11 protein-coding genes are annotated in these 12,424 nt (G+C 70.6%); 6 read left to right on the top strand and 5 right to left on the bottom strand.

Going from position 1 to position 12,424, the window contains the following annotated elements; all coding sequences use genetic code 11:
* Positions 1 to 47 precede the first annotated feature (47 nt).
* From ACFZBT_RS31360 to ACFZBT_RS31345, 4 genes are all read right to left on the bottom strand, one after another.
* Positions 48 to 989: an S-methyl-5'-thioadenosine phosphorylase gene (locus tag ACFZBT_RS31360; protein WP_391110644.1), complete on the bottom strand. Its 942-nt coding sequence runs from the start codon at positions 987 to 989 to the stop codon at positions 48 to 50.
* A 78-nt stretch (positions 990 to 1,067) separates the two neighbouring features.
* Positions 1,068 to 1,403 (bottom strand): FmdB family zinc ribbon protein, encoded by a 336-nt coding sequence (locus ACFZBT_RS31355; RefSeq protein WP_391110641.1) that lies wholly within the window; start codon positions 1,401 to 1,403, stop codon positions 1,068 to 1,070.
* A gap of 67 nt (positions 1,404 to 1,470) precedes the next feature.
* The gene (locus ACFZBT_RS31350) at positions 1,471 to 2,781 is read right to left on the bottom strand and encodes an MFS transporter (RefSeq protein WP_391110638.1); all 1,311 of its coding nucleotides are present in this window, start codon (positions 2,779 to 2,781) and stop codon (positions 1,471 to 1,473) included.
* A 266-nt stretch (positions 2,782 to 3,047) separates the two neighbouring features.
* Positions 3,048 to 4,577, bottom strand: a complete 1,530-nt coding sequence (locus ACFZBT_RS31345; RefSeq protein WP_391110635.1) for a potassium/proton antiporter — start codon at positions 4,575 to 4,577, stop codon at positions 3,048 to 3,050.
* Positions 4,578 to 4,815: 238 nt separating this feature from the next.
* Here ACFZBT_RS31345 and ACFZBT_RS31340 point away from each other — a divergent pair, with 238 nt between their 5' ends.
* Positions 4,816 to 7,626, top strand: a complete 2,811-nt coding sequence (locus tag ACFZBT_RS31340; RefSeq protein WP_391110632.1) for a penicillin acylase family protein — start codon at positions 4,816 to 4,818, stop codon at positions 7,624 to 7,626.
* Between the two features lie 61 nt (positions 7,627 to 7,687).
* Here ACFZBT_RS31340 and ACFZBT_RS31335 read toward each other — a convergent pair whose 3' ends face one another.
* A complete protein-coding gene (locus ACFZBT_RS31335) occupies positions 7,688 to 8,317 on the bottom strand; it encodes a 5-formyltetrahydrofolate cyclo-ligase (protein WP_391110629.1) in 630 nt (209 codons plus the stop codon).
* A gap of 93 nt (positions 8,318 to 8,410) precedes the next feature.
* On the opposite strand from ACFZBT_RS31335, the gene galU reads away from it, so the two are divergent.
* The 5 genes from galU to ACFZBT_RS31310 all read left to right on the top strand — a co-directional run bounded on the left by galU (position 8,411) and on the right by ACFZBT_RS31310 (position 12,382).
* Entirely contained in the window at positions 8,411 to 9,313 is a 903-nt protein-coding gene (gene galU / locus ACFZBT_RS31330; protein WP_391110626.1) for a UTP--glucose-1-phosphate uridylyltransferase GalU, read from the top strand.
* Between the two features lie 4 nt (positions 9,314 to 9,317).
* Positions 9,318 to 10,655 (top strand): gephyrin-like molybdotransferase Glp, encoded by a 1,338-nt coding sequence (gene glp / locus ACFZBT_RS31325; protein WP_391110623.1) that lies wholly within the window; start codon positions 9,318 to 9,320, stop codon positions 10,653 to 10,655.
* A 62-nt stretch (positions 10,656 to 10,717) separates the two neighbouring features.
* A complete protein-coding gene (gene moaC / locus ACFZBT_RS31320) occupies positions 10,718 to 11,242 on the top strand; it encodes a cyclic pyranopterin monophosphate synthase MoaC (protein ID WP_391110621.1) in 525 nt (174 codons plus the stop codon).
* A complete protein-coding gene (locus ACFZBT_RS31315; RefSeq protein ID WP_391110618.1) occupies positions 11,239 to 11,733 on the top strand; it encodes a molybdenum cofactor synthesis domain-containing protein in 495 nt (164 codons plus the stop codon). Before moaC ends, ACFZBT_RS31315 begins: the two co-directional genes overlap by 4 nt.
* A gap of 28 nt (positions 11,734 to 11,761) precedes the next feature.
* Positions 11,762 to 12,382, top strand: coding sequence for a GNAT family N-acetyltransferase (locus ACFZBT_RS31310; protein WP_391110926.1), 621 nt, complete (start codon positions 11,762 to 11,764; stop codon positions 12,380 to 12,382).
* Positions 12,383 to 12,424 lie beyond the last annotated feature (42 nt).

Below are 12,424 nucleotides of genomic sequence, written 5' to 3'. Positions count from 1 at the left end.
CGGCAAGTTCCGCCGCCCACCACGGCCCGTCGCCGAACGCCTACCGTCTACGGCAACACGAACCCCGGATCCATCCCACCCAACGCCCCGCCACACAGACAGTCCCGCTCGTCCACCCCCGGCAGCCCCGCCACCGCGTCGAACAGCACCCCCCGCAACCGCCCCACGTTCGCCGCGAACACCCGCAGCACCTCGTCGTGCGAGACGCCCTCCCCGCTCTCGGCACCCGCGTCGAGGTCGGTGACCAGCGTCAGGGACGTGTAGCAGAGCTCCAGCTCACGGGCGAGAGCCGCCTCGGGATGCCCGGTCATCCCCACCACCGACCAGCCCTGCGCCTGGTGCCACAACGATTCGGCACGGGTCGAGAAGCGTGGGCCCTCGACCACGACCAGCGTGCCCCCGTCCACCGGCTCCCAGTCTCGGCCGCGCGCCGCCTTCAGCGCGACGGCCCGCCCGGCGGAGCAGTACGGGTCGGCCAGCGACACGTGCACCACGTTCGGCACCGAACCGTCGGGCAGCGGCTCTCCGTCGAAGTACGTGTTCGCGCGGGACTTCGTGCGGTCGACCAGCTGGTCCGGCACCAGCAGCGTGCCCGGCCCGTACTCGGGGCGCAGGCCGCCCACGGCGCACGGGGCGAGCACCTGGCGCACGCCGACCGACCGCAGGGCCCACAGATTGGCCCGGTAGTTGATCCGGTGCGGCGGCAGGTGGTGGCCCCGCCCGTGCCTCGGCAGGAAGGCGACCCGTCGGCCGGCGACCTCACCGAGGAAGAGGGAGTCGCTGGGCGGCCCGTACGGAGTGTCGACCCGCACCTCGGTCACATCGTCGAGGAAGGAGTAGAACCCGGAGCCGCCGATGACGCCGATTCCGGCGCCCTGCCCGTCCACCGGGCCCGCCACGTCCACCGAGCCCGCTACGGCCGCAGAGCCCGCTACGTTCGCAGAGCCCGCCACGTCCACTGAGCCCGCCCCGTTCGCCTTGTTCGCCATGTCCGCACCCTAACCGCACGCGGAAACGCCGAGGACCCCGTCGCCCGAAGGCGACAGGGTCCCGTAAGAAATCAGGCCTTACGCGGCGGTGGTGCTGCTGGTGGAGCTGCCCGAGCCCGACGAAGAGCTCGAGGACGAGCTGGACGAAGAACCGGAGGAGGAGCTCGAACCGGAACCCGAGTCGGAGGACGACGAGGAGGAGCTCGACGACTTCGCCGGGGAGCTGCTCGACGAGGAGCCGCGGCTGTCGTTCCGGTAGAAGCCGGAGCCCTTGAAGACGATGCCGACCGCCGAGAACACCTTCTTCAGGCGGCCCTGGCAGTTCGGGCATTCGGTGAGAGCGTCGTCGGTGAACTTCTGCACCGCCTCGAGGCCCTCGCCGCACTCGGTGCACTGGTACTGGTAGGTCGGCACTGTCTTCCTCCTGGCACTCTCACTCGATGAGTGCTAACGACGGTCCATAGTGACGTATTCCAGCCGCTCAGTCCACTGCCACCGGCACGCGGTGACCCACGCCACGTGCGACCGTCCGCCCCTGGGCACGCCCCGACAGCCGGGAACGCAGGGCCAGGAGGGTCGCCAGGGCAAGCACGGTGCCGCCCATGGGAACCAGGAAACCGGCACCGCCCCAGAGGCGGTCCTCCAGTTGCCCGGCGACGGTGACGGCCGCCGCCTGGCCGAGTGCCACCGCGCCGGTCAGCCAGGTGAAGGCCTCGGTGCGGGCACCTGCCGGGACCAGGCCGTCGACCAGGGTGTAGCCGGTGATCAGGGCGGGCGCGATGCACATGCCGACCAGCAGGCCGAGGCCGGCCAGGACCGGGACCGAGTGGGCGGCCCACAGGCCCGAGGCGGTGAGGGCGAGCGCCGTGTAGCCGACGACCAGGCGCCGCTGCGGGGCCGCCTTCCAGGCGATCGCGCCGCAGACGAGGCCGGAGAGCATGTTGCCCGCGGCGAAGACGCCGTAGAGGACGCCGTTCAGGCCCGGTTCGCCGATCGACTCGGTGTACGCGGCCAGCGAGACCTGCATGCCGCCGAAGACGGCGCCGATGCCCAGGAAGGTCACGATCAGCACGCGCACGCCCGGGACGCGCAGCGCCGAGGCGTGCTCCACGCGCGCGTGGCCGCCGCCGTCCGCGACCGAGGGCTGGGTGCTCTTCTGCGCGGCGAACAGCAGACCGCCGACCAGCGTCAGCGAGGCCTCGGTGACCAGCCCGGCGGCCGGGTCGATCGCCGTGCACAGGGCGGTGGCCAGCAGCGGTCCGACGACGAAGGTCAGTTCGTCCGTGACCGACTCGAAGGCCGCCGCGGTGGTCATCAGGGGCGAGCCCTTGAGCTTCACGCCCCAGCGGGCCCGCACCATGGGCCCGACCTGCGGCACCGAGGCGCCGGTCGGGACGGCGGCCGCGAAGACCGCCCACAGGGGGGCGTCCAGCAGCGCGAGCGCCGTCAGCGTCAGCCCGGAGACCGCGTGCAGCAGCACCCCGGGGATCAGCACGGCACGCTGCCCGTAGCGGTCGGCGAGGCGGCCGCTGTAGGGCGCGAACAGGGCCATGGAGACACCGGTGGCGGCCGCGGCGGCGCCCGCCGCTCCGTAGGAGCCGGTGGTGTGCTGCACCAGCAGCACGATGGAGATCGTCAGCATCGCGAACGGCTGGCGTGCCGCGAAACCGGGGAGCAGGAACGTCCAGGCGCCGCGGGTGCGCAGCAGCCGGCCGTATCCAGGGCGGGTGGAAGCCGTCGAGTTCTCCGAGGTCTTCGGGTCCTGCGACTTCGAGGTGACCGTGGACGCCACGGCCCGTGCCTTTCTGCCGCCTGGTAGCGCGGCCCGTCAACGGGCGGCGCCGAGAGCTGTCCTCTTGCGCGGAACTGCGGTAGATGCCGGGGCCCGGTGAGGAGGGACGTCCCGACCGCCATACGGTCGCGCCAGCTCTGCGTCAGACAGAGTTGGTTCGATCTTGAGTCAGACGTTCATCGTACAGGTATCCCTGTACGAGCATCCGTGGACAGGTATCCCTGAACGAGCATCCGTCAACAGGTATCCGCATCCGCGCATCCGTCTCAGCGACCCGCCCCGTCTGTCCCCAGCCACCCGGCCAGCTTGCCGCCCTGGCCCACCGACCGCAGCCGCTTCTCCGTCGCGTCCCGGACCGGGTCCGTGGCCACGACGAGCAGTTCGTCCCCGCGTTGCAGCACCGTCGTGGGAAGCGGGACGAACGATTCGTCCGCCCGCACGACGAGCGTCACCGCCGCGCCGGGCGGCAGCCGCAGCTCGTTGACCTCCACTCCGTGCATCTTCGACCCCTCGGGGATCGCCACCGACAGCAGATGCCCGCGCAGCCGCTCCAGCGGTGCCGACTCGATGCCGAGGTCAGCGGCCTCCGAACCGTCGCCCAGGTGCAGCTTGCGGCCCAGCCACGGCAGTGTCGGGCCCTGGACCAGGGTGTAGACGACGACCAGGATGAAGACGATGTTGAAGATCCGGCGGCTGGCGTCGACGCCCTCCACCATGGGGATGGTCGCCAGGATGATGGGCACGGCCCCGCGCAGTCCCGCCCAGGACATCAGGGCCTGCTCACGCCACGGAACCCGGAACGGCGTCAGGCAGAACACCACGCTCAGCGGACGCGCCACCATGGTCAGCACCAGCCCGATGGCGAGGGCGGGCACGATGTCGTCGCCCAGCTCGTGCGGTGTGACCAGCAGGCCGAGCAGAACGAACATGCCGATCTGCGCCATCCAGCCGAGCCCGTCGGCGAACCCGCGCGTGGCCGGCCAGTGCGGCAGCCGCGCGTTGCCCATCACCATCGAGGCCAGGTACACCGCGAGGAAGCCGCTGCCGTGGGCCAGCGCGCCCGCCGCGTACGCCACCGTGGCGATCGCCATGACGGCGATCGGGTAGAGGCCGGAGGCGGGCAGGGCCACATGCCGCAGCCCCCAGGAGCCCAGCCAGCCCACCGCGAGCCCGATGGCGGCGCCGATGGCCAGCTCCAGCAGGATCACTCCCAGCAGCACGTACCAGTGCTCGACCGGCCCGGCCGTGGACAAGGACACCACGAGGATGACCACCGGGGCGTCGTTGAAGCCGGACTCCGCCTCCAGCGTGCCCGTCACGCGCGCGGGGAGGGGGATTTTCCGCAGTACGGAGAACACGGCCGCCGCGTCCGTCGAGGAGACGACGGCCCCGATGATGAGCGCCTGCCGCCACTCGAGACCGATCAGATAGTGCGCGGCCGACGCCGTGACCCCGATGCTCACCGCGACACCGGCCAGTGCCAGTGCCGTGGCGGCCGGCAGGGCCGGCTCGATCTCCTTCCACTTCGTGCCCAGGCCGCCTTCGGCCAGGATCACGACCAGGGCCGCGTACCCGATGACCTGGGTCAGCTGGGCGTTGTCGAAGTGGATGTCGCCCACGCCGTCCTGGCCCATGGCGACGCCGATCCCCAGGTATACGAGCAGGCTGGGGAGCCCGCTGCGCGAGGAGATCCGTACCGCTGCGACGGCGACGAGCAGGACGAGCGAGCAGACGAGCAGGAGCTGGTTGAGGTGGTGAACAGTCAGCGGCCGAATCCTTCCCTGGCCCGCACGCACGCGCGCGTGGGCTCACGTACATCGCACATGAAGCTGTGGCGCACCGCGCCAACTACTTCGTTACCTTACCTAACTCTTGACGATTTCTTGACGCTTCCGAGGGCAAGATCGAACATTTATCCGTGTTGGTTCCCGACTCCGCGTCAAGGGGCGCAGGACCCTGCGCCTATCGTTGCTCCAGCGCTCAGTTAAAAGCACAGCCGAACCTGCCGCTCGCGTTAGGACAGCAAGGACAGCGATGCCCACCGACACCACCGCCTCCACGGGTCAGCAGCCCGGCAAGTCCGGCAGGAGAAAGGGGCGCAAAGCCCGACTGGTCCTGCTCGTCCTGGTGCTGGCCCTCATCGGGGGCGTGGCCTTCGGCGGGTACTGGTCCGTCAGCACCGTCCGGGCCTCCTTCCCGCAGACCAAGGGCACCCTCACGCTGAAGGGCCTCTCGGGCCCGGTCGAGGTCAAACGGGACAACTACGGCATCCCGCAGATCTACGCCTCCTCCGACGCGGACCTGTTCATGGCGCAGGGCTACGTCCAGGCGCAGGACCGGTTCTACGAGATGGACGTACGCCGCCACATGGCCTCCGGGCGGCTGTCGGAGATGTTCGGCAAGAGCCAGGTCGACAACGACGAGTTCCTGCGCACGCTCGGCTGGGACCGGGTCGCCAAGAAGGAGTACGACACCAAGCTGTCGGCCTCCACGAAGAAGTACCTCCAGGCGTACTCCAAGGGGGTCAACTCCTACCTCCAGGGCAAGGACAGCAAGGACATCTCCCTGGAGTACGCGGCCCTCGGCTTCACCAACGACTACAAGCCGCAGAACTGGACCCCGGTCGACTCGGTCTCCTGGCTGAAGGCGATGGCCTGGGACCTGCGCGGCAACATGCAGGACGAGATCGACCGCGCCCTGCTGACCAGCCGCCTCGGCCCGAAGCAGATCGCCGACCTGTACCCGGAGTACCCGTCCGGCCGCAACAAGGCGATCGTCCAGGAGGGCCAGTACAACGAGCTGACGGGCACCTTCGAGCAGGGCGGCACGAGCGGCACGTCCGGCGGCTCCACGGGAACCGGTGACTCCACGGGAACCGGTGCCTCCACCGGCACAGGCGCCGCCACCGGCACCGGAGGCAGCGCCGCGAGCAGCTCCGGCACGGACGGCCTCCAGAGCCAGCTCAGCGGCCTCACCAAGGTCCTGGACGACCTCCCGCCGGCCGTCGGCGTGAACGGCGACGGCATCGGCTCCAACTCCTGGGTCGTCCGCGGGAAGCACACCATCACCGGCAAGCCCCTGCTGGCCAACGACCCGCACCTGTCGCCGTCGCTGCCCTCCGTCTGGTACCAGATGGGCCTGCACTGCCGCAGCGTCTCCAGCGCCTGCCAGTACGACGTCTCCGGCTACACCTTCGCGGGCATGCCCGGCGTGATAATCGGTCACAACCAGGACATCGCCTGGGGCATGACCAACTCCGGCGTCGACGTCACGGACCTCTACCTGGAGAAGATCACCGGCGACGGCTACCAGTACGACGGCAAGATCAAGCCTTTCCAGACGCGCGAGGAGACCATCAAGGTCGCCGGCGGCGAGTCCAAGAAGATCGTCGTCCGCGAGACCAACAACGGACCCCTGCTGTCCGACCGCGACGAAGAGCTGGTGAAGGTCGGCAAGAAGGCCGGCGTCGACGCCGCCGCACCTGACAGAGGCGACGGCTACGGCGTCGCGCTGCGCTGGACCGCGCTGCAGCCGGGCACCACCATGGACGCCGTCTTCGCCATGGACAAGGCGAAGGACTGGAACGGGTTCCGCAAGGCCGCCGCGCAGTTCGAGGTGCCCTCGCAGAACCTGATCTACGCGGACACCCAGGACAACATCGGCTACACCCTCCCGGGGAGGATCCCCACGCGCCCGGAGGGCGACGACGGCTCGATCCCCGCGCCCGGCTGGGACCCCAAGTACCGCTGGACCGGCTACATCGAGCAGGACGCGCTGCCGTACGAGTACAACCCGGAGCGCGGCTACATCGTCACCGCCAACCAGGCCGTGATCGACCCGGACAAGTACCCCTACACGCTCACCGAGGACTGGGGCTACGGCACGCGCAGCCAGCGCATAAGCGACCTGATCCAGTCGAAGATCAAGAACGGCGGCAAGGTCTCCACGGACGACATGCGCCAGCTGCAGCTGGACAACAGCAGCGAGATCGCCCGGCTGCTGGTGCCCACGCTGCTGAAGATCGACCCCGAGAACAAGGACGTCCGCGAGGCGCAGAAGCTGCTGGAGGGCTGGGACTACACCCAGGACGCCGACTCGGCCGCCGCGGCCTACTTCAACGCGGTCTGGCGCAACATCCTCAAGCTCGCCTTCGGCAACAAGCTGCCCAAGGAGCTGCGGCCCAAGGGCCAGTGCCTGTGGGTCAAGCCGGTCAACACCACCGGCCCCGCGGACGAGACCGAGGAGGTCCGCGAGTGCGGTCAGCGCTCCCCGGACCAGGCGCAGCCGGACGGCGGCGACCGCTGGTTCGAGGTGGTCCGCAAGCTGATGGAGCAGCCCGACAGCGACTGGTGGAAGACGCCCGAGGCGGGCACCCGGCCTCCGGCCGCCAACCGCGACCAGCTGTTCAGGCGGGCCATGATCGACGCCCGCTGGGAGCTGACCGCCAAGCTCGGCAAGGACATCGACAGCTGGAGCTGGGGCCGGCTGCACCGCCTGTTCCTGGACAACCAGACCCTCGGCACCGAGGGCCCCGGGTTCGTCCGGTTCGCCCTCAACCGCGGCCCGTGGGAGCTCGGCGGCGGCGAGGCGACGGTCAACGCGACCGGCTGGAACGCGGCCGCCGGCTACAGCGTCGTCTGGGTGCCGTCGATGCGGATGGTCGTGAACCTCGGCGACCTCGACAAGTCGAAGTGGATCAACCTCTCCGGCGCGTCCGGGCACGCCTACAGCGCCCACTACGTCGACCAGACGGACAAGTGGGCCGAGGGCGAACTGCTGCCGTGGTCCTACTCGGACAAGGCGGTCGAGGGCGGCACGACCGACAAGCTGGTGCTCAAGCCGTGAGCCGCTGACGCCCGCACCACGAGAACGGCCCTCCACGCGCGCGTGGAGGGCCGTTCTCGTGTCAGCCGGTCCGCTCCCCGAACCGCCGCACCCCGGAGGGAGTCACCACCGCGTGCACCGGCCGGTCGTGCGGCTCCGCCGGGACCCGCTCGATCACCTCGGAGTCGTACAGCAGCACCACCAGGGGAGGCCGGGCGTCCGCCCGCTCCAGCCGCGCCAGGACACGGTCGTACGAGCCGCCGCCACGCCCGAGCCGCATCCCGCGCGTGTCGACCGCGAGCCCCGGCAGCAGGACGGCGTCGGCGGCGGTCACGGCGTCCGGCCCGAGGCGCTCGCCGGACGGCTCGAAGAGCGCCATCCGGCCGCCGCCGTGCCGGACACGCGCGAGCGAGCCCTCGCCCTCGTAGACGCCCCAGTCGAGGTCGTTGTCGGCCAGCAGGGCCGGAAGGAGGACGCGCACGCCCCGGGCGCGCAGCGTGTCCAGGAGCGCGAGCGTCCCCGGTTCACTCCCCACCGAGACGTACGCGGCGACCGTGCCGGCCCGCGCCAACTCCGGCAGTTCCAGCGCCCGCGCGGCCAGTGCCGCCGCGGTTTCCCGCAGGTCATCCGCCGTCAACCTGTTCCTCACCGTGAGGATCCCGCCTCGCAAAGTCCGCTTGTCAGGCTCGCCCGGACGCCCGATGTGACTCAATGGTTGCTCCCGTATCGTGCTAATACGCTCATATGAGCGCCCATGAACCGGAGCCGCAGATTCCGCCCAAAGGCACCGGATATGGTGGCGGACATGACTCAGGCACATCCTCGGATCAGCAAGGCTGTCATTCCCGCAGCAGGCCTCGGCACCCGGTTCCTGCCGGCCACCAAAGCCACTCCCAAGGAGATGCTGCCGGTCGTCGACAAGCCGGCGATCCAGTACGTGGTCGAGGAGGCCGTCGGCGCGGGTCTCGACGACGTCCTCATGGTGACGGGCCGCAACAAGCGCCCCCTCGAGGACCACTTCGACCGCAACTACGAACTGGAGTCGGCGCTTCAGAAGAAGGGCGACGCCGGCCGTCTCGCCAAGGTGCAGGAGTCGAGCGACCTCGCGACCATGCACTACGTCCGCCAGGGCGACCCCAAGGGCCTCGGCCACGCAGTCCTGTGCGCCGCCCCGCACGTGGGCGACGAGCCCTTCGCCGTCCTCCTCGGTGACGACCTCATCGACCCCCGCGACCCCCTGCTCCAGCGCATGGTCGAGGTCCAGGAGCAGCGCGGCGGCAGCGTCATCGCGCTCATGGAGGTCGCCCCCGAGCAGATCCACCTCTACGGCTGCGCGGCCGTGGAGACCACCGAGGACAGCGACGTCGTCAAGGTCGGCGGCCTCGTCGAGAAGCCCGACCCGTCCGACGCCCCGTCGAACTACGCGGTCATCGGCCGCTACGTCCTCGACCCGCACATCTTCGGCATTCTGCGCCGGACCGAGCCGGGCCGCGGCGGCGAGATCCAGCTCACGGACGCCCTCCAGCAGCTCGCGGCCGACGAGAAGATCGGCGGCCCGGTGCACGGCGTCGTCTTCAAGGGCCGCCGCTATGACACCGGCGACCGCGGCGACTACCTGCGTGCCATTGTCCGACTCGCATGCGAACGTGAAGACCTGGGCCCGGACTTCCGGACCTGGCTTCGCAGTTACGTAGCCGAGGAGATGTAACACGTTGAGCAGCGCCGCGCCCCGCACCCCGGTCCAGGAGCACTCGGGCCCCGACCACCTGTGGTCGGTGGACGAGCACCTGGAGGACATCCTCACCACCGTCCGCCCCCTGGAACCCATCGAGCTGCAACTGCTCGACGCCCAGGGCTGCGTCCTGGTCGAGGACATCACGGTGCCGGTGTCCCTGCCGCCCTTCGACAACAGCTCGATGGACGGCTACGCGGTACGGGTCGCGGACGTGGCGGGCGCGAGCGAGAAGTACCCGGCGGCCCTGGAGGTCGTCGGGGACGTGGCGGCCGGACAGGCCGACCTGCTCCAGGTGGGCCCCGGCCAGGCGGCCCGCATCATGACCGGCGCCCCGCTGCCGCCCGGCGCCGAGACCGTCGTGCCCGTCGAGTGGACCGACGGCGGGCTCGGCGAGGGCCCGGTGCACGGCATGCGCGCCCGCAGCCTCGGTCCCGAGGGCGCCTCCGGGCATGTGCAGGTGTACCGCCCGGCGGAGGCACGCGCGCATGTGCGCGCCCAGGGCAGCGACGTGAAGGCCGGCGACCGCGCCCTGCGGGCCGGCACGATCCTCGGACCGCCCCAGATCGGCCTGCTCGCCGCGATCGGCCGCGGCACCGTACGCGTCCGCCCGCGCCCGCGCGTGGTGGTGCTCTCCACCGGCAGCGAACTCGTCCAGCCCGACGAGAGGCTGCGTACCGGTCAGATCTACGACTCCAACAGCTTCGCCCTCACCGCCGCCGCCCGTGACGCCGGAGCCATCGCCTACCGCGTGGGCGCCGTCGCCGACGACGCCGAGACCCTGCGCTCCACCATCGAGGACCAGTTGGTCCGCGCCGACCTGATGGTCACCACGGGCGGTGTCAGCGTCGGGGCGTACGACGTCGTCAAGGAAGCCCTGTCCCACGTGGGCGACGAGGACGAGGCGGGCAGCGGCATCGAGTTCCGCAAGCTCGCCATGCAGCCCGGCAAGCCCCAGGGCTTCGGCTCCATCGGCCCCGACCACACCCCGCTGCTGGCCCTGCCCGGCAACCCGGTGTCGTCGTACGTCTCCTTCGAACTGTTCGTCCGACCCGCGATCCGCACCCTCATGGGCCTCGACGACGTCCACCGGCCGACGACCCGGGCCACCCTGGTCGCCGACAAGGCGCTGACCTCGCCGAAGGGCCGACGCCAGTTCCTGCGGGCCACCTGCGTCGACGACCGGGCGACCCCGGTCGGCGGCGCCGGATCCCATCTGGTCGCGGCCCTCGCCCACGCGGACGCGCTGATCGTCGTCCCCGAGGACACCGAGTCCGTCGAGCCCGGCGCCGAGGTCGAGGTGGTCCTGCTCGGCTGAGAAGCGCTGGTTGGGGGTACCGTGTCGCGCACAGCAGGCCCGGACCGGGAGCGCCACACAGCATGAGCACGCAGGATCCCCCTACGCAGGATTCCCCTACGCGGGACACCCCTCCGCAGGACCGACTGACGCACATCGACGATGCCGGCGCCGCCCGCATGGTCGACGTGTCGGAGAAGGACGTGACCGCGCGCACCGCCCGCGCCAGCGGACGCGTCCTCGTCTCGCCCCGCGTGATCGAACTGCTGCGCGGCGAGGGCGTCCCCAAGGGCGACGCCCTCGCGACCGCGCGGATCGCCGGGATCATGGGCGCCAAACGCACCCCCGACCTGATCCCGCTCTGCCACCCCTTGTCGGTCTCCGGTGTGAAACTGGACCTGTCGGTCGCGGACGACGCCGTGGAGATCCTCGCCACCGTGAAGACCACGGACCGCACGGGGGTCGAGATGGAGGCCCTCACCGCTGTCTCCGTCGCCGCGCTCACCGTGATCGACATGGTCAAGGCGGTCGACAAGGGAGCGGTCATCACGGACGTACGGGTGGAAGAGAAGACAGGCGGTAAGTCGGGCGACTGGAGCCGGGCATGACGTACCGCGCCCTCGTCGTCACCGCCTCCAACCGGGCCGCCGCCGGGATCTACGAGGACAAGGGCGGTCCGCTGATCTCCGCAGGCCTGAAGGACCTCGGCTTCGAGGTCGACGGCCCCCAGGTCGTCCCCGACGGCGACCCCGTCGAGGCGGCCCTGCGCGCCGGTGTCGAAACCGGCTACGACGTCATCGTCACCACCGGCGGCACGGGCATCTCGCCCACCGACCGCACCCCCGAGGCGACCCGCCGGGTGATCGACCACGAGGTGCCGGGCATCGCCGAGGCCATCCGGGCGTACGGCCGGGAGAAGGTGCCGACCGCGGCGCTCTCCCGGGGCCTGGCCGGAGTGGCCGGCGCGACGCTGATCGTCAATCTGCCCGGCTCCAGCGGTGGTGTGAAGGACGGACTGGCCGTCCTGGAGCCGCTGCTGGTGCACGCCGTAGAGCAGCTCCGCGGCGGCGACCATCCCAGACCCGGCACGGGGGTGTGAGCTGAACAGCGCATCCTGGCCCGTCGAGCTGGTGGACGGCGACATCGTCCTCCGGCCGATAAAGCTGCGCGACCAGCGGGCATGGCGCGAGGTCAACCGACGCAACCGCGACTGGCTGCGTCCCTGGGAGGCGACCATTCCGCCGCCCGCGCCCGGCGGGCCGCTCGCGCACCGCCCGACCTTCCGGCAGATGGTGCGACACCTGAGGTCGGAGGCGAACGCGGGCCGGATGCTGCCCTTCGTCATCGAGTACCAGGGGCGGCTGGTGGGGCAGTTGACGGTCGCCGGGATCACCTGGGGCTCGATGTGCTCGGGGCACATCGGTTACTGGGTGGACGAGTCGGTGGCAGGGCGCGGGGTGATGCCCACGGCGGTGGCGCTCGTCGTGGACCACTGTTTCCGCACCGTCGGACTGCACCGCATCGAGGTCTGCATTCGCCCCGAGAACGGGCCCAGCCGCCGGGTCGTGGAGAAACTCGGATTCCGCGAGGAGGGGCTCAGGCCCCGTTATCTCCACATCGACGGCGGCTGGCGCGACCACCTCGTGTTCGCCCTCACCGCGGAAGAGGTGCCGGACGGGTTGCTGCGCCGCTGGCACCGGGCACGATCGCAGAGTGATCCGGGAATCCGGCATCGCCCCGGAAATTGAATATGTGTTCGAAAATGATCGGTCACTGATCGTCTGAGGGCA

Origin of the sequence: Streptomyces sp. NPDC008137 (assembly GCF_042957035.1) — a bacterium.
GTDB lineage: Bacteria > Actinomycetota > Actinomycetes > Streptomycetales > Streptomycetaceae > Streptomyces.
Note: the sequence above shows the minus strand (reverse complement) of the source record. Positions and strands in the feature narration are given on the sequence as shown.

Excerpts from the sequence above, each read along its gene's own strand:
- ACFZBT_RS31360 (WP_391110644.1), bottom strand. The coding sequence starts at position 989 with ATGGCGAACAAGGCGAACGGGGCGGGCTCAGTGGACGTGGCGGGCTCT.
- ACFZBT_RS31340 (WP_391110632.1), top strand. The coding sequence starts at position 4,816 with ATGCCCACCGACACCACCGCCTCCACGGGTCAGCAGCCCGGCAAGTCC.
- galU (WP_391110626.1), top strand. The coding sequence starts at position 8,411 with ATGACTCAGGCACATCCTCGGATCAGCAAGGCTGTCATTCCCGCAGCA.
- moaC (WP_391110621.1), top strand. The coding sequence starts at position 10,718 with ATGAGCACGCAGGATCCCCCTACGCAGGATTCCCCTACGCGGGACACC.
- ACFZBT_RS31315 (WP_391110618.1), top strand. The coding sequence starts at position 11,239 with ATGACGTACCGCGCCCTCGTCGTCACCGCCTCCAACCGGGCCGCCGCC.